The organism is Pseudomonas sp. Sample_21, from assembly GCF_004307525.1.
Classification (GTDB): Bacteria; Pseudomonadota; Gammaproteobacteria; order Pseudomonadales; family Pseudomonadaceae; genus Aquipseudomonas; species Aquipseudomonas atacamensis.
Genome location: NZ_RCNZ01000144.1, coordinates 1 through 21,356 on the forward strand (window position 1 = coordinate 1; position 21,356 = coordinate 21,356).

At 61.1% G+C, this 21,356-nt stretch carries 15 protein-coding genes; 6 read left to right on the top strand and 9 right to left on the bottom strand.

Annotated elements, in window-relative coordinates:
* Positions 1–61 precede the first annotated feature (61 nt).
* A complete protein-coding gene (gene lpxH, locus D8U71_RS27955; RefSeq protein ID WP_016775296.1) occupies positions 62–808 on the top strand; it encodes a UDP-2,3-diacylglucosamine diphosphatase in 747 nt (248 codons plus the stop codon).
* 185 nt (positions 809–993) lie between these two features.
* Here lpxH and D8U71_RS27960 read toward each other — a convergent pair whose 3' ends face one another.
* From D8U71_RS27960 to D8U71_RS27990, 7 genes are all read right to left on the bottom strand, one after another.
* Entirely contained in the window at positions 994–2,523 is a 1,530-nt protein-coding gene (locus D8U71_RS27960; protein ID WP_039763332.1) for a DHA2 family efflux MFS transporter permease subunit, read from the bottom strand.
* 141 nt (positions 2,524–2,664) lie between these two features.
* Positions 2,665–3,867, bottom strand: coding sequence for an HlyD family efflux transporter periplasmic adaptor subunit (locus D8U71_RS27965; RefSeq protein WP_016775298.1), 1,203 nt, complete (start codon positions 3,865–3,867; stop codon positions 2,665–2,667).
* Positions 3,868–3,882: 15 nt separating this feature from the next.
* Positions 3,883–5,352, bottom strand: coding sequence for an efflux transporter outer membrane subunit (locus D8U71_RS27970; protein ID WP_130889185.1), 1,470 nt, complete (start codon positions 5,350–5,352; stop codon positions 3,883–3,885).
* On the bottom strand, positions 5,342–5,824 hold the full coding sequence (locus D8U71_RS27975) for a MarR family transcriptional regulator (RefSeq protein ID WP_024013429.1): 483 nt from the start codon (positions 5,822–5,824) through the stop codon (positions 5,342–5,344). The genes D8U71_RS27970 and D8U71_RS27975 overlap by 11 nt, the downstream gene beginning before the upstream one ends.
* A 235-nt stretch (positions 5,825–6,059) precedes the next feature.
* The gene (locus D8U71_RS27980; protein WP_130889186.1) at positions 6,060–9,734 is read right to left on the bottom strand and encodes a translocation/assembly module TamB domain-containing protein; all 3,675 of its coding nucleotides are present in this window, start codon (positions 9,732–9,734) and stop codon (positions 6,060–6,062) included.
* The gene (locus tag D8U71_RS27985; RefSeq protein WP_130889187.1) at positions 9,731–11,458 is read right to left on the bottom strand and encodes an autotransporter assembly complex family protein; all 1,728 of its coding nucleotides are present in this window, start codon (positions 11,456–11,458) and stop codon (positions 9,731–9,733) included. The genes D8U71_RS27980 and D8U71_RS27985 overlap by 4 nt, the downstream gene beginning before the upstream one ends.
* A gap of 66 nt (positions 11,459–11,524) precedes the next feature.
* On the bottom strand, positions 11,525–12,175 hold the full coding sequence (locus D8U71_RS27990; protein WP_016775303.1) for a GNAT family N-acetyltransferase: 651 nt from the start codon (positions 12,173–12,175) through the stop codon (positions 11,525–11,527).
* Positions 12,176–12,435: 260 nt separating this feature from the next.
* On the opposite strand from D8U71_RS27990, the gene xthA reads away from it, so the two are divergent.
* Entirely contained in the window at positions 12,436–13,248 is an 813-nt protein-coding gene (gene xthA, locus D8U71_RS27995; RefSeq protein WP_073471316.1) for an exodeoxyribonuclease III, read from the top strand.
* Between the two features lie 204 nt (positions 13,249–13,452).
* Positions 13,453–14,787, top strand: coding sequence for a phosphate ABC transporter substrate-binding/OmpA family protein (locus D8U71_RS28000; protein ID WP_110600792.1), 1,335 nt, complete (start codon positions 13,453–13,455; stop codon positions 14,785–14,787).
* Between the two features lie 139 nt (positions 14,788–14,926).
* Here D8U71_RS28000 and D8U71_RS28005 read toward each other — a convergent pair whose 3' ends face one another.
* Positions 14,927–16,156: an acyl-CoA dehydrogenase gene (locus D8U71_RS28005; RefSeq protein ID WP_130889188.1), complete on the bottom strand. Its 1,230-nt coding sequence runs from the start codon at positions 16,154–16,156 to the stop codon at positions 14,927–14,929.
* A gap of 171 nt (positions 16,157–16,327) precedes the next feature.
* On the opposite strand from D8U71_RS28005, the gene D8U71_RS28010 reads away from it, so the two are divergent.
* The 3 genes from D8U71_RS28010 (at position 16,328) to D8U71_RS28020 (ending at position 18,900) form a co-directional block, all read left to right on the top strand.
* Complete coding sequence (locus tag D8U71_RS28010; RefSeq protein ID WP_016775308.1) at positions 16,328–17,257, top strand: LysR family transcriptional regulator; 930 nt, start codon at positions 16,328–16,330, stop codon at positions 17,255–17,257.
* Between the two features lie 199 nt (positions 17,258–17,456).
* A complete protein-coding gene (locus D8U71_RS28015) occupies positions 17,457–17,855 on the top strand; it encodes a MerR family DNA-binding transcriptional regulator (protein WP_016775309.1) in 399 nt (132 codons plus the stop codon).
* A 145-nt stretch (positions 17,856–18,000) separates the two neighbouring features.
* Positions 18,001–18,900, top strand: a complete 900-nt coding sequence (locus tag D8U71_RS28020) for a hydroxymethylglutaryl-CoA lyase (RefSeq protein WP_122691939.1) — start codon at positions 18,001–18,003, stop codon at positions 18,898–18,900.
* A 657-nt stretch (positions 18,901–19,557) separates the two neighbouring features.
* On the opposite strand, the gene D8U71_RS28025 is transcribed toward D8U71_RS28020, so the two are convergent.
* On the bottom strand, positions 19,558–21,255 hold the full coding sequence (locus D8U71_RS28025; protein WP_130889189.1) for an AMP-binding protein: 1,698 nt from the start codon (positions 21,253–21,255) through the stop codon (positions 19,558–19,560).
* Positions 21,256–21,356 lie beyond the last annotated feature (101 nt).

Here is a 21,356-nt window from a genome sequence, read left to right on the forward strand (position 1 = left end):
CCGGCCACCAGGACGTACCAGCAGACGACGTGATCATCGAGAAAGCCGAGATCATCGCAGCGTGATATTGCTGATTTCAGACTTGCATCTGGAAGAGGAGCGCCCGGACATTACCCGGGCGTTTCTGGATTTGCTCGCCGGACGCGCCCGCTCGGCGAGTGCGTTGTACATCCTCGGCGACTTCTTCGAGGCATGGATCGGCGACGACGCCATGACGCCCTTTCAGCGTTCCATCTGCCAGGCCCTGCGCGATTTGAGCGACAGCGGCACGGCCATATTCCTGATGCACGGCAATCGCGATTTCATGCTTGGCAAGGCCTTCTGCAAACAGGCCGGCTGCACCTTGCTGAAGGATCCGAGTGTCGTGCAGTTCTACGGCGAACCGGTGCTGCTGATGCACGGCGACAGCCTGTGCACCCGCGACGTTGGCTACATGAAGCTGCGCCGCTACCTGCGCAACCCGATCACCCTGTTCATCCTCCGTCACCTGCCGCTGAGCAGCCGCCACAAACTGGCGCGCAAGCTACGCAGCGAAAGCCGTGCACAGACGCGGATGAAAGCCAATGACATTGTCGATGTCACCCCGGAAGAGATTCCGCGAGTGATGCAGGCATTCGGCGTGAAAACCCTGATCCACGGCCACACTCACCGCCCGGCAATTCACAAGTTGCAGCTGGGTGAACAAGCGGCGAAGCGGATTGTGCTAGGGGATTGGGATCGTCAGGGATGGGCGTTGCAGGTGGATGAGAGTGGGTATGCCTTGGCGCCATTCGATTTCGCCCCGCCGCTGGCATTGCCGCACGGCTAAAAGCTGCACCCCCTCACCCCAGCCCTCTCCCCCAGGGGGGCGAGGGGGAAAGGGAGCCGATCTTCATGCAATCCAAACCTGAGTTCGACTGCAGTCTGGCAGGTCGATGTCTACCGAACATCCACCGCGGTCAGTCCCCTCTCCCTCCGGGAGAGGGTTAGGGTGAGGGGCTTTTGATCTTGATCTTAGTGCCCCGAAGCTGCCGGCCCGGCCTTGGCGGCAAACGGCGGTTTTGCCAGCCACACGATCAGAATCAACCCCATGAACCCCCAGCCCAGCAACGTGAAGTAATCCACGGTGGACAGCATGTACGCCTGGCTCGTGAGGATCTGATCCATCTGCGCATACGCCGACTGGCTCGCCCCGCCCAATTGATTCAAGGTCTCGCGGGTAGCTGGCTCAAACGTGCTGATGCTTTCGCTCATATACGCATGATGCTGATCGGCCCGGCGAATCCAGATCCACGTGGTCAGTGAGGCTGCGAAGCTGCCGCCCAGTGTCCGCAGGAAAGTCGCCAGGCCTGCGCCGTCAGCGATCTGGCTCGGCGGCAAGTCCGACATCAGAATGCTCAGGGTCGGCATGAAGAACAGCGCCACGCCGATGCCCATGAACAACTGCACCAGCGCAATGTGCTGGAAGTCGACTTCGTTGGTGAACTCGGCACGCATGAAGCAGCTCAGGCCAATCGCCAGAAACGCAATGCCGGCGAGCAGACGCAGGTCGAACTTGTGCGCGTATTTGCCGACAAACGGCGACAGCAGCACCGGCAGAATCCCGATCGGCGCCACGGCAAGTCCCGCCCAGGTCGCGGTGTAGCCCATTTGCGTCTGCAACCACTGCGGCAGGATCAGGTTGATGCCGAAGAAGCCTGCGTAACCCAAGACCAGCACCAGCGTGCCGATGCGGAAGTTGCGATAGGCGAACAGGCGCAGGTTGACCACCGGATGGCGGTCGGTCATTTCCCAGATCACGAACACCGCCAGGGCGACCACGGAAATCGCCGCGCCGACAATGATGAAATTCGACTCGAACCAGTCCAGGTCATTGCCCTTGTCGAGGATCACCTGCAACGCGCCAACGCCAATGATCAGCGTGATCAGACCGACGTAATCCATTGGCTGGCGACTGGTCACCACCGGCCGTTTCGCCAGTTGCGAACGCACCACCATCACCGCAAAGATGCCGATCGGCACGTTGATAAAGAAGATCCACGGCCAGCTGTAGCTGTCGGTGATCCAGCCGCCGAGAATGGGACCTGCAATGGGCGCAACCACCGTGACCATCGCCAACAGCGCCAGGGCCATCCCGCGTTTCGCCGGCGGATACACCGCGATCAACAGCGTCTGCGTCATCGGGTACAGCGGCCCGGCGACCAGGCCTTGCAGCACGCGAAAGCCGATCAGCTCAGGCATCGAAGTCGAGATACCGCAGAGAAACGACGCCAGTACAAACAGCATCGTCGCCCACAGAAACAGCTTCACCTCGCCGAAGCGGCGGCTGAGCCAACCGGTCAGTGGCAGCGCAATCGCGTTGCTCACGGCAAACGAAGTGATGACCCAGGTGCCCTGCTCCGAACTCACCCCGAGATTGCCGGAAATCGTCGGCAACGCCACGTTGGCGATGGTCGTGTCGAGCACTTGCATGAACGTCGCCAGCGACAGGCCGATGGTGCTGAGCAACAGGCTGGGCGGCGTGAAAGAAGCGTTATTGCTCATTGTGAATCCTATGAAACCTGATGGTCGCTGCGGCCTGATGAACACAGCCGGCCCTGTGATAACAGGCCCTTGTGGCGAGGGGATTATCTGTGGCCACAGATAACCCCTCACCACAGAGCCTGCTTCTGATCCGGTGTGCTCTCAGCGCTGCGCGGTCTTGCCTGCTGCTGCGCTGTTGTCGTGAATCAACTGGGCAATCATCGCGTCCGCCTCGGCCAGTTGGCGCTCGTAGACGTTGGTGCTGAACGAGGCTTTTTGCGGCGGTTGCTGGGCCAGCACCGGGCCGCTCTGGTCGTGCAGATTGACCTCGACATTGGTCGACAGACCGACACGCAGCGGGTGCTTGGCCAGCTCTTCGGCATTGATGTGGATACGCACCGGCACACGCTGGACGATCTTGATCCAGTTACCGGTGGCGTTCTGTGCCGGCAGCAAGGCAAATGCGCTGCCGGTACCGGCGCCGAGGCTGTCGACGGTGCCGCTGTATTTCACATCGCTGCCATAAATATCGGCCTCGATATCCACTGGCTGACCGATGCGCATGTCACGCAGTTGGGTTTCCTTGAAGTTGGCGTCGATCCACAGCTGATCCAGCGGAATCACCGCCATCAGCGCGGTGCCCGGCTGCACGCGCTGACCGAGTTGCACAGTGCGCTTGGCGACGTAACCGGTGACCGGCGCGATCAGGGTGCTGCGGGCATTGGTCAGATAGGCCTGACGCAGATCGGCAGCCGCCGACATTACGTCCGGATGCGACGAGACCACGGTGTCGTCGACCAGCGCGCTGGTGGTTTTCAGTTGCTGTTTGGCGTTAGCCAAGGCGTTCTGCGCCGAGGTCAGGTCGTCGCGGGCGTGGGACAGCTCTTCCTGGGAAATCGCCCCGCCCTGGGCGAGGTTTTTCCGCCGGTTGTAGTTGTCCTGGGCTTTCTGCACTTCGGCCTGCTGCGCGTTGACCTGGGCTTTCATGCCGTCGACGTTGCTATACAGGCCGCGCACCTGACGCACGGTGCGCGCCAGTTTGGCCTTGGCACTTTGCAGGCCGACTTCGGCATCGTTGGGGTCGAAGTTGACCAGCACCTGGCCTTCCTGGACCAGATCCCCGTCGTCGGCACCGATGCTGACCACGGTGCCGGTGACCAGCGGCGTGATCTCCACGACGTTGCCGTTGACGTAGGCATCGTCGGTGCTTTCGTTAAAGCGCCCGATGAACTCGTGATAGGCCCAGACGCCGGCAATGGCGAGCAGGACCACCACGGCGAGGGCCAGCAGCATCACCTTGCGTTTGCGCGGGTTGCCGGTGTCCGGGGTGTTGTCTTGAGCTTGGGTGTTTTCGGCAGTAGCCATGACAAATACCTTGAATTATGGGTGCGAGGACGCGGGGCTGGCGTTGGCTGCGTTCAGGTTTTCACCCTGAAAGCCGCCGCCCAGCGCTTGCATCAGTTGAATCGACAGGTCGATCTGCTCGGCATTGAGGGTCGCCAGCTGACGCTGGGCCTGGAGCAATTGCTGCTCGATGCTGAGCACGTCCAGGTAGTTGCCGATGCCGGAACCGTAACGCTGGACGACGGTGTTGTAAGAATCCTGAGCGATGTCGGTGGCATGTTGCTGCGCGCCGATCTGCCGGCCGATATCGCGCAGCTGATTGATCGTATCGCCGACATCGCCGAGGGCTTTCACCAGACTTTTGTTGTACTGCGCCACCGCCAGATCGTAATCGGCGTCGCGCGCATCGAGGTTGGCGCGCAAGCGTCCGCCATCGAAAATCGGCAGCGACACGGTCGGCGCGATGTTGAAGAAGCGACTGGCCGAGCCGAACATCGCATCACCCAGCAACGACTCGGCGCCGGCCGAGGCCGACAGGTTGAGGTTGGGATAGAAGCGGGTTTTCGCCGCATCGATGTCCTTGCTCGCCGCCTCGACACGCCAGCGTGCCGCGACCAGATCCGGGCGGCGGCCGAGCAGTTCCGCCGGCAACACCGACGGCACCGCCACGGCGCTGGCTTGGAGAACTTTCGGTCGAGCGATTTCGTTGCCACGATCCGGGCCTTTGCCGAGCAATACGGCCAAGGCGATTTTCGCGCTGTTCAAGCGTTTTTCCGCGTCGATCAGGCTGGCCTGAGAACTGGCTTCCAGACTCTGGGTTTGCTGGAACTGGTACTGGCTGTCGATTCCCGAACTCAAGCGGCGCTGGCTGAGGTCGAGCATTTGCCGGGTGCGCTTGAGGTCTTCGCTGGCGAGGTCGTAAACGATGTGCGCCTGACCGAGATCGCTATACGCACGGGCGACGTCAGCGGCAAGTGTCAGCTGCGCGGCCTGACGGTCGACTTCAGCAGCGCGAGCCTCGCCGAGTGCGGCTTCCCAGGCATCGCGCTGACCGCCCCACAAGTCGAAGTTGTAATTGAAACCGGCGCTGACATTGCGCACCGTCGCATAGGCGCCGCCCTGCCCCAGCGGATCCTGATCACGAGCCAGCCGCGAACGGCTGATGCCGGCGCTGGCGTCGAGGGTCGGATAACGCTCGGCATCGGCGGCATAGGCGGCGGCACTGGCCTGATGGGCGCGGGCTGCGGCGATCTGCATGTCCGGGCTGTCGTGCAGGGCTTCGCGGATCAGGCCGTCGAGCTGCGGATCGCCGAGGCTGCTCCACCAATCGCTTTTCGGCCACGCCGCTGGCGACAGGGTGATGCCATCGAGAGACTGCGCTGTCTTCAGGCTCTTCGCGTCGAGGCGCTGGCCTTCGGTGTCGAGGCCGCTGTAATTGGCGCAACCGGCGAGGATCATCGCCGATAGCAACAGCGTCAGGCTGCTGCGCAAAGTGTTAGCGCTCATTGTGATCACCTAGACGCTGGATGGTGATCGGATCACCGGCGGCCAGCAGGATTTTCTTCAGGATGTATTCCAGGGTTTTCAGCTCTTCGCGGGAGATCGCGCCGGCCAGTTCATTCATCGCATCGGCACCGATGTGCGGCAGGCGATCAGCCAGTTGCTGGCCCTGCTCGGTCAGTTTCAACTGCACCTGTCGCCGGTCGCCTTCGCTGCGCTGGCGAATCAGAAAAGCCTTCTGCTCGAGGCGATCGAGCATGCGCGTCATCGACCCGCTGTCCAGCGACAGATGGCGGCACAGCTCGGCCGGGGTATCGACGCCGAACTGGGCCATGATGATCAACACCTTGAACTGCGCGGCGGTGATGCCGTGGGGTTCCATGTGGGTGTCGATGATCCGGTCCTTGAGCAACGCGGCACGGCCGAGCAACAGGCCGAGGTGGCAATGTTTGAATTCTTCCGGGGTGAAATGCTTCATGGGTCGACCTGATAACTGCCTAGGCAGTGAATGTATGTCGAGATGTTACTGCTTAGGCAGCGAATGTCAACGCAATAGTTAGGGGGCTTGGTAATTTATTGACAAGTGAACTGGGTTTTATTGCGTGCGCAACCGCATTCGCGAGCAGGCTCGCTCCCACAGGGAAAACGCGTTCCAATGTGGGAGCGAGCCTGCTCGCGAAGGGTGCGACTCGGTTCAAATGAGCAGGTGCGCTCTAGAAATCCCGCTTGTAGAAAATATCCAGCGAACTCGCCACGCCGCTTGCCGCTTCGACGTAGACCTTCTTGCTCAGCTTGTAGCGCAGGGCGATGGTGCTGGCCGGTTCGAAGACGCCGACGCCGTAGCGCAGGCTGAGTTTTTCCGAGATGTTGCCGCTGGCGACGACGCTGGTGTCGTTGCCGCTGCCTTGGGTGTCGAGTTGGAAGTCCTGAATACCCAGATCCTTGGCCAGGCCGCTGGTGATCCCGGCGCTGCCCATCAGACCCAGACCCAATGCCGCTTGCGCGAGCATGTTGTTGTCTTCGCCGCTGGTGCTCAGCGGACGGCCCAGCACCAGGTACGACAGCGCCTGTTCCTGACTCATCGCCGGTTCGGAGAAGATCTGCGTGGTTGGCTGTTCGGCGCTGCCGCTCAGGCGAATACCGGCGATGACGTCGTCGGTCTGGCGGATCGCTTCGATGTCCAGATACGGCTGGTCAATCGGGCCGGCGAACAACAGGCGCGCACGCCGCACCGTCAGGCGCTGGCCATAGGCGCGATAGCGGCCGTCGTTGAGCCAGAGTTCGCCACGGGTGTCCATGTTGTCGCCGATGTGCACCTGACCTTGCAGATTCGCGGTCAGGCCGAAACCGGCAAAGCTCAGCTTGTCCTGGCCGACGATCACGTTGATGTCCATTTTCATCGCGATCGGTGGTTTGCCCTCTTCGGTCTGCGCGCCAACGATGATCGTGTCGTCGGAGACTTTTACCGTCGATGGCGGCAGTTCGCGCACGGTGATTTCGCCTTTCGGCACCAGTACCTTGCCGGCAACTTTCAGCTCATCGCCGGCCATGGAAATCTTCAGGTCCGGGGCCATTTCCAGTTTGGCGTAGGGTTCGACGCTGACCGGCAATTGCGAGCCCTTGAGCGCCAGATCGACCACCAGTGCCTGACCCCAGGCGACGTTGCCGTTGAGGCTGCCCTTGCCAGTCTTGCCGCTGTTCCAGCCACCGTCCAGGCGCACCGATTCGCCGGCGATCGCTGCAGTCAGTTGCAGATTCTGCAGCTCCATCGGCAGTTCGGCGCCGGACACTTCGCCGTCGCTGAGCTGCACGGTGCCGTTGACCAGCGGTGCGAGCAGGCCACCGGAAATAGTGCCGCTGCCGTTGAGCCGGCCGGTGAGTTTTTCCACCATCGGCACGAACGGCCGCGCCACCGATAGATCGAGGCCGGAAAGGCGGAACGAGCCGCTCAGCGGTTTGTTTTTCGGCAGCGGATTGAGCTGCGCCTGGACCAGCAATTCGCCGAGTTTGCCGCCGACAAAATTGAGCTCGGTGTCAACGCGCTTGGGCGTGAGCTTGCTGCTGAGTTTGAGGGTCTGGTAGGGGAAATCCAGCCACTGATCCTTGTCGCGCACGCGCAGGGTGCCGCCGCTGGCATCGACACTGACCACGCCGTTCGGGCCGCTCGCCGGCAAGTCCAGTTGCAGATCGGCGTTGAGTCGGCCCTGCCAGGCGAAGTCCTTGGGCAGCCACTGCGCAAGGCTTTCGATCGGGAATTGCTTGAGGTGATAACGCAGCTTCGGCTCGGGCATCAGGCGCTGGTCTTCGCCACACAGGCTGGCGTTGCCGGACAGCCAGCAATGCGCGCCGAAATTGATCTGGCCGTCCGCCAGGCGTTCCAGCTTGGCCGGGCTTTGCAGCTTCCAGTCCTGACCACCGGCCTGAATGTCGCCACTGGCCAAGCGTCCGCGCCAGTTGCCCTTGTCGAGATTGCCGTCCAGACCCAGCGCCAGTTTCAGCTTCGGTCCGATCAGGTCGAGGTTGAGTTTCTGGCTTTTGATATCGCCCTGAGCACTGGCGGTCAGGGTGCCGAGCGAGGTGTCGCCGGTCTGAATGCCGCTGCCTTTGAGATTGATCTTCGCCCGCTGCGCGCTGTCGAGCGTGGCGTCGAGGTTGAGGCTTTGCAGGCGATTGTCCTGAAAAGCCAGTTGCGAACCTTGCAGATCAAGCTTGCCCTGTGGCGCCTTCAGCGTACCGGCGACGTTGACCTGACCGTTGACCTGCCCGCGCAATTGCGGCCAGAGCTGGGCCAGACGCGGCAGCTTGATGTCGATCTGCCCGCCGAGTTTGTCCTGCAGGCTGCCCTTGCCATTGATGCTGTTGTCGCCGAGGCGGATCTGCAGAGCGTTGAGGTTCCAGCGCTCGCCCGCGCCGTCAGCCTTGGCCTGCAGAATCGCCGGTTGGCCGCGCAGCTTGCCTTTGAGGTCGAGGTCGGCGCTGAGGCTGAGCTGATCATTCTTCATCTCGCCTTTGCTCTGCAACGGCCCGGCCAGCGTGCCCGGCAGTTCGGCGACCCAGTACGCCGGGTTGAGCGCCGACAGATCCAGCGCGGTATCCCAGGCGATGCTGTCGGCGAAGCGCATATTGACGTGCCCTTCGGCCTTGCCCTGGCCGGCCTGCATGACCAGTTGCGGCAAGGCGATCTGTTCGAGGCTGCCGCTGAACGGACTGCTTAAGGTGAACGCCCCGGCCGGGCCATCCAGCGCCGCGTCGAAATTACCGAGATACTGGCCGTCGGTGTAGGACACTTCGCCGGTAAAGGTGCGCAACGTCACTTGCGGCTCGTCGATTTCCGGATAGAGCCGGTGCCACGGGAAGTCTTGCCAGTTGATATTGGCCTGAGCGCTGAGGCCCTTGCTCCAATCGACATTGCCGGTGAGTTTGAGGCTTTGCGTGTCGTTGGCGTTGAGGTCGAGCCCGGCAATCTGCGCGCCGTTGGCGTCGACCTTGCCTTTGAGCAGCAGCGCCACTGGCGATTTTTCGGCGGGCAGCGTGGCGTTGCCGAGCAGTTGGTAACCGTTTTTCAGGTCGCCTTCGCCCGTGAGCACAAGCTGATTGAATTGCAGGGTGTCCGGCAGATCGGCGCTGGGTTTGAACGCGTCGCTGGTGATGCGCAGCTTGGCCGGGAGGTTTTCCGCCAGCGCTTGCAACTCGCCGTTCAACTGACCGTCGAGGTAGCCACGGCTGTCGGCGTGCAGGTTGAGGGTTTTCAGCAGATCGCCGTCGACTTTCAGCGCCAGCGTCCACGGCTCGCTGCCGGGAGACGGCAAAGTCAAATCGCCCTGAATCGTCAGCGGCCAGTTGCCGCTCGGTTGCAGCAGGCCGGACAGGTTCAGGCTGAGCTCGTCGCGCTGCAATTTCACGCTGTCGATCTGCAGGCCGTGAGCGGTCCAGTGCGCCGCCAGTTGCAAGCCCTTGAGCTGTTCGCTGCCGTTGAACAACAGGCTGCCGACTTCGACATCGCCCAGTTCAATGGCCAACGGCAATTGCAGGTCCGGCAGTGTGATCGGGCCGCTCTCGGTGGTTTCTTCGCTCGGCGGGAATTGCAGGATCACCTGCTCGGCCTTGAGCTGATCGATGCACAAGGTCATGCGCGTCAGGCACAGTGGCGACCAGGCGAAGATCGCCTTGTTCAGCTCGACTCGGCTGGTGTCCTGCTGCCACACCAGGTGATCGGCGCTCCATTGCCCAGCGAGGCGACCGTGGAAATTTTCCACGCTCAGGCCCGGCACCAGGCCCAGCGCCCAACGACTGCCGGCCTGCGTGCCAAGCAGTGCGGCCAGGCTCAAGACGATCAACAAGACCAGCGCCAACAAAGTCAGCGCTGTTATTTTCACACCACGCTTCACAGCTCAGGCCCCATGGAAAAATGCAGCCGGATGCCGCCGTCGTCGTCCAGCGCGTGGGCCAGGTCAAGGCGGATCGGCCCGACCGGCGAGACCCAGCGCACACCCACACCGACCCCGGTCTTGAGGTCGGGCAGTTCAAGTTTGTTGAAAGAGTTGCCCTGGTCGACGAAGGTCGCGACCCGCCATTTTTCGGCGATCGAGTATTGATACTCGACGCTGCCAGCCACCATGTAGCGACCGCCAATCCGTTTGCCATCGGAATTTTTCGGCGACAGGCTCTGATAGTCGTAACCGCGCACGCTCTGATCGCCACCGGCAAAAAAGCGCAGCGATGGCGGAATCGAGTTGTAGCCGTTGGTGGCGCTGCCGCCGACCTGCACGCGGCCGAGCAAGCGGTGCTTGTCGAACACCGTGGTCAGGCCTTTGACCAGCGCGGTGCCATATAAAAGGTTGTTGTCCGAACCGAGGCCTTCCTTGGCGACTTTGCTTTCGAAGCTCAGGCGATAGCCGTTGCGCGGGTCGATGCGGTTGTCGCTTTTGAGGTACGAATAACTGATGCCGGGCATCAGCAACGTGCTCAGGCCGGAGTCGTCGCCGAGTTCGTATTCTTCACGTTGCCATTTCAGCGAGATCACCCGCTGCCAGCCGCTGGGCAACTTGCTGTGCCATTCCGGGCCGAAGGTCAGCAGTTTGCTGAGGGTGTCGGAGCCTTCGATGTCTTCGAACTGATAGCCACCGGCCCAACGCAATTTGTCGGTCAGTGGTGGGTCGAGCGGGATGTCGTAGAACAGCCCGACGTTCTGCCGGGGCGCCGAGAGTTCGGCCTCCCAGCCATAGCTGTCGCCCTGCGGGTTGACCCAGTGGCGCGTCCAGTTGGCCTTGATCCGTGGGCCGACGTCGGTCGAATAACCGAGGCCCAGACCCATGGTGCGCGGCTTGCACGTGTCGAGTTTGACGGCGACCGGAATCACATCGTTCTGCGCTGCCGTCGGTGCTGCATCGACGCGCACGCCTTCGAAATAGCCGCTCGATTGCAGGTCGCGGTTGAGTTCGGCGATCAGTTCCGAGTCGTATGGCTCGCCTGCCTTGAACGGCACCATGCGTTGCAGCAGGTCTTCGTCGAACGGCGTGTCGCCCTCGAAGCTGACTTTGCCCAGCGCATAACGCGGGCCGCTGTCGTAGATCAATTCGATGTCGGCCACGCCCGCGCGGGGATCGACCATGAGTTTCTGGCTGGTGAAATGACCGCTGAAGTAACCGAAGCGCGAGGCCTGATTCTGGATCACCCGTTTGGCGTCTTCGTAACGGCCATGGTTGAGCACGGCGCCGGACTTGAGCAGGTCGCTTTTCGGTACGCGAAAGGATTTCAGCGAGGCCGCCGGGCCGTCGACGCGCACGGTGACGTTGCGCAGGCGAATCGGCTCGCCGGGATCGATGTTCAGCACCAGACGCGGTTTTTCCCCGCCCTTGACGTCACTGTCGATCTGCGGCTGATAGTAGCCCAGCGCCTGAGCCGCTTTGCGCGCCTGCTCTTCGGCTCCGCGACTGAAACGCAGCAAGGCTTCTTCGTCGCGATCGCCGAGGCTGCCGATATAGCCTTCTATATTGGCCTTGAGTTCATCGTTGGACGGCTTGATCCGTACATCCAATTCACTTTGCGCCAGCGCCGCGCAGCTGGATAACAGCATCAGCACGCCGCTGGTAAATCTTCGTGGAAACTTCATAGGCGCGGATGCTATCACGGGCTCGGGAGCCTGATAGAACAGGTAATTTGTGAAGAAGTTCGATCGTTATCCCGTTGCTGTTTGTAACACCTGCGGATTGGCGTGGAAAAATACGTGTTCGCGCACCGGCCCGACGGCAACCTCGCCGATCTCCTGATAACCCTGCCTTTTATAGAATTCCAGGTAGCGCGGGTTGCCGGTGTCGAGCACCACCCCTTGCGAGGTTTCATCGACCGCGCACCAGTTGTGCACGGCGGTGAGCAACTGTTCGCCGTAGTGCTTGCCCTGAAACTGCGGATGCACACCGAGCAACGGCAGCATGTGCACCGAGTCACCCGGCACGCAGGCGGCGACGGCGTCGTGGTATTCCAGATAACGCCGGGTGCAGCGAAAACCGGTGCTGAGCACCATGCGCAAGCGCCACGCCCAGCTCTCGGTAACGCCCAGGCGCCGTTGCGGCGGTGCGATCAGGGCAATGCCGATCAAGCGATCGTTGACCAACAGGCCGATCGCCGGCAGGTCCTGGAGAAAATGCTGTTTGACCAACTCGCGCACCGTCGCGCGCACGCGCTGTTCGTAGCCGGGACGCTCGGCTTCGAACAGGTAGCCGAAGGTCGGCTCGTGGCGATAGGCCTGATACAGCAACGAGCGGGCTTCGCGTGAATAGCCGCGGTCGAGCATGTGGATGTCGGCAACGGCGGACTGGGTTTCAGGCATTGCAGTGATTCTCCCCGGGGGCGCGCTCGGAGACTGGCGCGCTTGTTGGTACGAACCTTGGGCGGGTGATGTGGTTCCCCTGACAGGTATAGACCAAGTCGGGATCTTCATCGATCTTGCCGGCCTCTTCGCGAGCAGGCTCGCTCCCACAGAGGCGCTGCATAGGGCATCACAAATCCCACAGGCCAAAATGATTTGTCCCACACTGGCCCATCTCCCCCATGTCAGCTAGCATCGGCCTTTTGCCAGGACTGCCGACCATGAAGATTGTTTCCTTCAACATCAACGGACTGCGTGCCCGTCCGCATCAGCTGGCAGCGCTGATCGAAAAACATCAGCCCGACGTGATCGGCCTGCAGGAAACCAAGGTCCACGACGACCAGTTCCCCCACGAAGACATCCGCGCCCTCGGTTACCACGTGCACTTCCATGGCCAGAAGGGCCATTACGGTGTCGCCCTGCTCTCGCGCAACGAACCGATCGCCATTCATAAAGGCTTCGCCACCGACGAAGAAGATGCGCAGCGGCGCTTTATCTGGGGCACTTTCGCCGATGCCAACGGCGTGCCGGTGACGATCATGAACGGCTATTTCCCACAAGGTGAAAGCCGCGACCACCCAACCAAATTCCCCGCCAAGGAGCGTTTCTACAGCGACCTGCAAGCGCTGCTGGAAAGCCAGTTCCACAATGAACAGCCACTGGTGGTGATGGGTGATGTGAACATATCCCCGGAAGACTGCGACATCGGCATCGGCCCGGACAACATGAAGCGCTGGCTGAAAACCGGCAAATGCAGCTTCCTGCCGGAAGAACGCGAGTGGATGGCGCGCCTGAAGAATTGGGGCCTGACCGACAGCTACCGTCACCTCAATCCCGACGTGAGCGACATGTTCAGCTGGTTCGACTATCGCAGCCGTGGTTTCGAAGATGAACCGAAGCGTGGCCTGCGCATCGATGTGATTCTGGCGTCCCATGGCCTGCTGCCACGGGTCAAGGATGCCGGCGTGGACTACGAACTGCGCGGCATGGAAAAACCATCGGACCATGCGCCGATCTGGCTTGAGCTGGCCTGATTCGCGAGTTGCCTGAGATCCCTGTGGGAGCGAGCTTGCTCGCGAAGGCGGAGTGTCAGTAATCAGATATGTTGCTGATACGCCGCCTTCGCGAGCAAGCTCACTCCCACAATTGATATTTACACCCTTCAATCCCTGTCATATTTCGGTCACGCGCCTGACTTAATCTCCCCGGCAATCCCCTTGGCTTGATTCGGTGCCGGCATGACCCTGCGTGTTCTCTGCGTTTTCCTGTTGAGTGGCTGGCTGTCGGTGTCCGCCGCCGCTCTGCCGATCCCCGAAAACGGCCCGGCATTACGCATTCAGGGCTCCAACACCATCGGCGCCGAACTCGGCCCGGCGCTGGTCGAAGGCCTGTTGCAGGAACAAGGCCTGCTGAAAATCCACCGCGAAACCCCGGACACCGCCAACGAACAACGCATCGTTGGCCAGACCGCACAAGGGCAACGCGTAATCATCGAAGTCGCCGCCCACGGTTCCAGCACCGGTTTCGCCGCGTTGAAAAACGCCAGCGCCGATCTGGCCGCCTCTTCCCGTGAGATCAAGGACAGCGAACTGCTTGCTCTGCAAGCCCTCGGCGATCTGAAAAGCCCGGCGGCCGAGCAAGTCATTGCCATCGACGGCCTGGCGATCATCCTCAACCCGGCCAACCCGCTTGAGCAGTTGAACACCGAGCAACTGGCGCGGATTTTTGCCGGCGAAGTGAAAACCTGGGAAGAACTCGGTAGCCGTGGCGGCGCCATCCATTTATATGCGCGGGATGATCAGTCCGGGACGTACGACACGTTCAAGGAACTGGTCCTGAGCCGGCGTGGGAAAAGTCTGAGCAGCGCGGCGAAACGTTTCGAATCCAGCGAGCAATTGTCCGATGCGGTCAGCAACGATCCGCAAGGTATCGGCTTCATCGGCTTGCCTTACGTGCGTCAGGCCAAAGCCGTGGCGATTGCCGACGGCGCCTCGCAAGCGATGTTGCCGCTGAATAGCCTGATCGCCACCGAAGATTATCCGCTGTCGCGGCGCTTGTTCTTTTATCTGCCGCCGGACAGCCGCAATCCTTGGGCGCAGGCGTTGGCAACGTTCGCGCAAAGTCCACAGGGACAGGCGATCGTCGCGACTAGCGGTTTTATCAGCCAGACCGTACAAGCCATGAGCGTGACGCCGAATGCGCTGATGCCCGAGGGTTACCAATCCCTCAGCCGGCATGCTCAGCGTCTGACAGTGAATTTTCGTTTTGCCGAGGGCAGCGCCAGTCTGGACAACAAGGCGCGGCAGGATCTGGCGCGGGTGCTCGACTATATAAAGCGCAATGGCAAGACCGAGCGGGCGGTGACGCTGGTGGGGTTTGGTGATTTGAAGGATGACCCGGCGCGGGCCGATCTGCTGTCGAAGCTACGGGCGATGGCGGTGCGGCGCGAGCTGGTCAAAAACGGTGTGGTCATGCGCGAAGTCCGTGGCTTCGGCGCACTGATGCCGGTGGCGACCAACAGCGCGGATGAAGGGCGGATCAAGAATCGGCGGGTTGAGGTTTGGGTGTATTGACTCAGCCCCTGCTGTGGTGAACCTGCTTAGGCCATCGCGGGCAAGCCCGCTCCCACAGGTTCGATGGTGAACACGAGATTCATGTCCACTGTAGATCCCTGTGGGAGCGGGCTTGCCCGCGATGAACGATAACGAGGTGTTACTGGCCGCTACGCATCATCTCCTTCGGCACATACTTGCCGATCTCGAACTTGCCAATCGCCGCGCGGTGCACTTCGTCCGGGCCGTCGGCCAGACGCAGGGTGCGCTGCATCGCGTACATATAGGCCAGCGGGAAATCGTTCGACACCCCTGCCCCACCGTGCATCTGAATCGCCCGGTCGATCACCCGCAAGGCCACGTTCGGCGCGACGACTTTGATCTGCGCAATCTCGCTTTTCGCCACTTTGTTGCCGACGGTGTCCATCATGTACGCCGCTTTCAACGTCAGCAGACGCGCCATGTCGATCTCCATCCGCGAGTCGGCGATCTTGTCGATGTTGCCGCCCAGACGCGCCAGCGGTTTGCCGAATGCGGTGCGACTCACCGAGCGTTTGCACATCAGTTCCAATGCCCGTTCAGCCATGCCGATCGAACGCATGCAATGGTGAATGCGGCCTGGGCCAAGGCGACCCTGAGCGATTTCAAAGCCGCGTCCTTCACCGAGCAGGACGTTTTCGTACGGCACCCGAACGTTATCGAACAGCACTTCGGCGTGACCGTGCGGTGCGTCGTCGTAACCGAACACCGGCAGCGGCCGGACGATTTTCACCCCGGGGGTGTCGACGGGCACGAGAATCATCGAGTGCTGGGCGTGACGTGGCGCGTCGGGGTTGCTCAGGCCCATGAAGATCAGGATCTTGCAGCGCGGATCGCAGGCGCCGGAAGTCCACCATTTCTTGCCGTTGATTACCCACTGATCGCCGTCACGCACAGCTCGGGCGGCCATGTTGGTTGCGTCGGAAGACGCCACATCAGGCTCGGTCATGGCGAACGCCGAACGGATTTCGCCGCGCAGCAGCGGCTCGAGCCAGCGCTGTTTCTGCTCTTCGTTGGCGTAGCGCACTAACACTTCCATGTTGCCGGTGTCCGGCGCCGAGCAGTTGAACGGCTCCGGCCCCAGCAGGGAACGGCCCATGATTTCCGCCAATGGCGCATATTCGAGGTTGCTCAGGCCGGCGCCCAGCTTGGACTCAGGCAGAAACAAATTCCACAGCCCTTCAGCCTTGGCCTTGGCCTTGAGCTCTTCCATGATCGCGGTCGGCTGCCAGCGATCGCCCTCGGCGACCTGGCGTTCGAACACCGCTTCGGCCGGGTAAACGTAAGTATCCATGAACGCAGTTACGCGCTCACGCAGTTCCTGAACCTTGGGCGAATAAGCGAAATCCATGGGTAGTTACCTTCTCGGGCAGAGGTTGTTCAAGTCATGCAATCGATGCTAGAACAGCGCTGATCATTTACCTAGCCTATTCTCGGCGTGTATAAACATTCATCACCAATATATGATCCGCTGATCGTCAGCCCCAAAACACTTGCACTTAATAACAAGAGAAGCCGCGTTATGAATCTGAGCAAGGTCGACCTGAACCTTTTCATCGTCTTCGACGCGATCTACACCGAAGCCAACCTGACCCGCGCGGGGCAGATTGTCGGGATCACCCAGCCGGCGGTGTCCAACGCGCTGGCGCGGTTGCGCGAAACTTTCAACGACCCGCTCTTCGTGCGTACCGCTCAGGGCATGGTGCCCACGCCGATGGCGCAGAACATCATCGGCCCGGTGCGCAACGCCCTGTCGCTGCTGCGCGTGTCGGTGCAGGAAAGTCGCATCTTCAACCCGGCGCAGGCGGTCAAGACCTACCGCATCAGCATGACCGACCTGACGGAAGCAATCATTCTGCCGCCACTGTTCCAGCGCCTGCGCCGCCTCGCGCCAACGGTGATCATCGAAAGCTTTCTGTCCAAGCGCCGGGAAACCACCAAGGAACTCGCGGCCGGGCGTCTGGATTTCGCCGTGGATGCGCCGCTCAATACCGACCCGCAGGTGCGCCACGTCAAGCTGATGGACGACCGTTACGTCTGCGCCATGCGCAAGGGCCACCCAATGGCGGGCAAGGAAAAACTCAGCCTCGACGACTACCTGTCGCTGACCCACATCCATATTTCCAGCCGCCGCAGCGGTCTGGGTTATGTCGATCTGGCGCTGGGCAAAATGGGCATCCAGCGCAAGATCGCCCTGCGCTCGCAGCACTATTTGATGGCTTCGCAAGTGATGCAGCAGACCGACATGGTCATGACCGTGCCGGAACGCTTCGCCCGCCGCCATGATTTGCAGTCGTTCAATTTGCCGGTGAATGATGTGCCCTCGGTGGAAACGCATTTGTACTGGCACGAAAGCACCGACCAGGACCCGGCCAACCGCTGGATGCGCGAGCAGATGATCGAGTTGTGCCAGCAGGTGACGGCGCAGGAGAAGAAGCTGGAGAAGGTGTAGGGCTTTTTTACCGCGTTATCGTTCTTCGCGAGCAGGCTCGCTCCCACAATGAATTGCATTTCATCTGAAGGAACGCGGTCGAATGTGGGAGCGAGCCTGCTCGCGAAGAGGCCTGTACAGACACCCCAAAACCATCCCGCTTGACGTAAACGTAAACCACCGATTAGCTTAGCGCCATGCCCATTTTCCGAGCGCTTTCATGAGCAGTCAGACCTACAGCATTTCCGACCTCGCCCGCGAGCTGGATATCACCACCCGGGCGATCCGCTTTTATGAAGAGCAAGGCCTGCTCAGCCCCGAGCGTCGTGGCCAGGAACGGATCTATTCGCCGCGCGACAAGGTCACTCTGAAGCTGATCCTGCGCGGCAAGCGCATCGGTTTTTCCCTGGCCGAATGCCGCGAGCTGATCGAACTCTACGACCCGTCCGGCGGTAACACCAAACAGCTCAACAGCATGCTGGCGAAAATCAGCGAACGCCGCGAACAGCTCGAACAGCAGCTGCTGGATATCGAACAGATGAAGCTCGAGCTGGACACAGCCGAAGAGCGCTGTGTGCAGGCGCTGGAGCAGACGCTCAAGAGCCAGCAGGCGATCTAGCAAATATTGGTGCCCCTGTGGGAGCGAGCCTGCTCGCGAATGCATTCTGTCATCCAACATTAACGGTGACTGATCCACCGCTTTCGCGAGCAGGCTCGCTCCCACAGGGTTCTTCGTGAACTCAAAAAACAGGCTGGTCCCACCCATGTCCCTCCCCTCCCAAGTACGCCTGATCGAAGTCGGCCCGCGCGATGGCCTGCAGAACGAAGCCCAACCGATCAGCGTCGCCGACAAGGTGCAACTGGTCGATGCGCTGAGCGCCGCCGGGCTTGGCTACATCGAAGTCGGCAGTTTCGTTTCGCCGAAATGGGTGCCGCAGATGGCCGGATCCGCCGAAGTGTTCGCGCAGATCCAGCGCAAACCTGGCGTGACCTACGGCGCACTGGCGCCGAACCTGCGCGGCTTTGAAGACGCGCTCGCCGCCGGGGTCAAGGAAGTCGCGGTGTTCGCCGCCGCCTCCGAGGCGTTCTCGCAGCGCAACATCAATTGCTCGATCAGCGAAAGCCTGGCGCGGTTTGCGCCGATCATGGAGGCCGCCAAACAACACGGCGTTACCGTGCGCGGTTACGTTTCCTGTGTGCTGGGCTGCCCGTATGAAGGCACGGTTGCGCCGGAGCAAGTGGCGATGGTCGCCCGTGAGCTGTACGCGATGGGCTGCTATGAAGTGTCGCTGGGCGACACCATCGGCACCGGCACGGCGGGCGCGACCCGGCGCCTGTTCGAGGTGGTCTCGGCGCAGGTGCCACGGGACAGACTCGCCGGGCATTTCCACGACACCTATGGCCAGGCCATGGCCAACATCTACGCCAGCCTGCTCGAAGGCATTGCGGTGTTCGACAGCTCTATCGCCGGCCTCGGCGGCTGCCCGTACGCCAAAGGCGCGAGCGGTAACGTTGCCACCGAGGACGTGGTGTACCTGCTCGATGGCCTGGGCATCGAGACCGGTATCGACCTGGACGCCTTGATTGCCGCGGGCCAGCAGATCAGCGCAGTGCTCGGCCGTCCGAGCGGTTCGCGGGTGGCCAAGGCGCGCAGCGCGCAGTGAGGTGTTACCGCTGCGTCAGCGATGTGGGCAAAAGCGAGTAACACGGAAACAAATTGTCTGGCTTTGCCTGGAGTCGAAAAAGCCTGAAAAAGTTAAGCCGTTGATTTATAAAGGCTTTTAAAAGTTGGCACGACACCTGCTATCTCTATCGCATAACAAGAATAAAAAGCCGCAAACCAATAAAAACAAGACGAAACGACTCTGACATAACAAGAACAACACGGCAGAGACGCAGCTAACAGATTTTTTTGGAGAAGGTGTGCTTTTCAGGGTGCTCTCAGGAGTGACCCGCAACCGGGCAGAGAACAATAAAACTACCTTCAGGTAGCTCCCGAATCGGTTGGATCGTTAAACGAGAAAGCAGATCAGCGCTCAAAAAAATACGTTTGCTCTTGACCCCGGATGGGGGTCGCCAAAAAGCTGTACAGGGCCACGGTTGCCAAAAACAACAACAGACCGACCCTCAATAATAAAAAGAGCACGCAACGACAAATTAAAGGGGAGCTTCGGCTCCCCTTTGTGCTTTCTGCGATTCGTCTCTCTATCACTGCACCCCTGTGGGAGCGAGCCTGCTCGCGAAAACGGTGTGCCAGACACATTTGCGCTGAATGACACACCGCATTCGCGAGCAGGCTCGCTCCCACAGAAGTTTTGTGATTATCCCTCGATTGTTTTCAGCTCCTCGATACTGATCTCGCGCATCCTGAATTTCTGGATCTTGCCCGTCACCGTCATCGGAAACGCGTCGACGAATTTGAAGTAACGCGGTGTCTTGAAATGGGCGATGCGTTCCTTGCACCAGGTTTGCAGCTCCAGCTCCGAGGCGCTGTGGCCGGGGTGAAATTTGATCCAGGCGACGATTTCCTCACCGTAGCGCGTGCACGGAATGCCGATCACCTGCACGTCGGCCACCGCCGGATGGGTGAAGAAGAACTCCTCCAGCTCACGGGGGTAAACGTTCTCGCCGCCACGAATGATCATGTCCTTGTTACGCCCGGCGATGTTGACGTAACCCTCCTCGTTCATGCTCGCCAGGTCGCCGGTGTGCATCCAGCCGGCCTCATCGATGGCTTCGGCGGTGGCCTGCGGGTTGTTCCAGTAACCGAGCATCACGCTGTAACCGCGCGTGCACAATTCGCCAATGGTGCCGCGCGGCACGAGGTTGCCGGCGGTGTCGATGATCTTGCTTTCCAGTTGCGGCTGGGTGCGCCCGACCGTGGTGACGCGCAATTCCAGCTCATCCGCAGGCCCGGTCTGCAGCGACACCGGGCTGGTTTCGGTCATGCCGTAGGCGATCTGCACTTCGCTCATGTGCATTTCGTTGATCACCCGGCGCATGACCTCAATCGGACAGGTGGCGCCGGCCATGATCCCGGTGCGCAGGCTCGACAGGTCGAAGGTCTGCCGCTGCGGCTGATCGAGCATGGCGATAAACATGGTCGGCACACCGTACAGCGCCGTGGCTTTTTCTTCGGCCACCGCTTGCAGGGTCAGCGCCGGATCGAACGCGTCATTGGGGTAAATCATCGTGCTGCCATGGGTGACGCAACCGAGGTTGCCCATGACCATGCCGAAGCAGTGATACAGCGGCACCGGAATCACCAGACGATCGGCAGCCGTCAGGCCGAGGCTTTCGCCGACCATGTAGCCGTTGTTGAGAATGTTGTAGTGACTGAGGGTCGCGCCCTTGGGGAAACCGGTGGTGCCGGAGGTGTACTGGATGTTCACCGGTTGATCGAAATGCAGACTGGCGCTGCGTTCGCGCAGCTGTTCGGACAAGACGCTGGCGGCCAGATCGCTGAGCTGCGACCACGGCAGAAAACCGGGCGGCGGATTGGCATCGAGGCTGATCACGCCGCGCAGCTCCGGCAGGCGTTCGCTGCGCAGCTGACCGATGGCGTGCTCGGCCAATTCTGGCGCCAAGCTCTGGAGCATCGCGTGGTAATTCGAGGTTTTGAATGCTCCGGCGCAGACCAGCCACTGACAGCCGGATTGCTTGAGCACGTACTCGAGTTCGGAGCTGCGATAGGCGGGATTGATATTGACCAGGATCACGCCGATCTTCGCCGTGGCGAACTGGGTAATGCACCACTGCGCGCAATTCGGCGCCCAGATGCCGAGGCGATCGCCGGTCTGCAAGCCCAGTGCGAGCAAGGCCCTGGCCTGCTCATCCACCGCGTCGGCCAGTTGCCGCCACGAATACCGCAGCCGTTGATGGCGCACCACCAACGCCTCGCCGTCCGGGTGTTGCGCGACAGTCTGATCGAAGCGCTGACCAATGGTCATCGCCAGCAGGGCGTGGTCCTGAGAGCCACGGCTGTAGCTGCGCTGCGGGTTTGCACTGGGTTGATCCATGACGACCCCTATTGTCTTTATTAGTGGGTTTTCCCGGTTTTGAATCCCTGTGGGAGCGAGCCTGCTCGCGAATACGCTGCGTCATTCACCCTTTAGGGCGA

Bases quoted from the DNA above. Each gene is read 5' to 3' on its own strand.
- D8U71_RS27960 (WP_039763332.1), bottom strand. From the start codon at position 2,523: ATGAGCAATAACGCTTCTTTCACGCCGCCCAGCCTGTTGCTCAGCACC.
- D8U71_RS27965 (WP_016775298.1), bottom strand. From the start codon at position 3,867: ATGGCTACTGCCGAAAACACCCAAGCTCAAGACAACACCCCGGACACC.
- D8U71_RS27970 (WP_130889185.1), bottom strand. From the start codon at position 5,352: ATGAGCGCTAACACTTTGCGCAGCAGCCTGACGCTGTTGCTATCGGCG.
- D8U71_RS27975 (WP_024013429.1), bottom strand. From the start codon at position 5,824: ATGAAGCATTTCACCCCGGAAGAATTCAAACATTGCCACCTCGGCCTG.
- D8U71_RS27985 (WP_130889187.1), bottom strand. From the start codon at position 11,458: ATGAAGTTTCCACGAAGATTTACCAGCGGCGTGCTGATGCTGTTATCC.
- D8U71_RS27990 (WP_016775303.1), bottom strand. From the start codon at position 12,175: ATGCCTGAAACCCAGTCCGCCGTTGCCGACATCCACATGCTCGACCGC.
- xthA (WP_073471316.1), top strand. From the start codon at position 12,436: ATGAAGATTGTTTCCTTCAACATCAACGGACTGCGTGCCCGTCCGCAT.
- D8U71_RS28000 (WP_110600792.1), top strand. From the start codon at position 13,453: ATGACCCTGCGTGTTCTCTGCGTTTTCCTGTTGAGTGGCTGGCTGTCG.
- D8U71_RS28005 (WP_130889188.1), bottom strand. From the start codon at position 16,156: ATGGATTTCGCTTATTCGCCCAAGGTTCAGGAACTGCGTGAGCGCGTA.
- D8U71_RS28010 (WP_016775308.1), top strand. From the start codon at position 16,328: ATGAATCTGAGCAAGGTCGACCTGAACCTTTTCATCGTCTTCGACGCG.
- D8U71_RS28015 (WP_016775309.1), top strand. From the start codon at position 17,457: ATGAGCAGTCAGACCTACAGCATTTCCGACCTCGCCCGCGAGCTGGAT.
- D8U71_RS28020 (WP_122691939.1), top strand. From the start codon at position 18,001: ATGTCCCTCCCCTCCCAAGTACGCCTGATCGAAGTCGGCCCGCGCGAT.
- D8U71_RS28025 (WP_130889189.1), bottom strand. From the start codon at position 21,255: ATGGATCAACCCAGTGCAAACCCGCAGCGCAGCTACAGCCGTGGCTCT.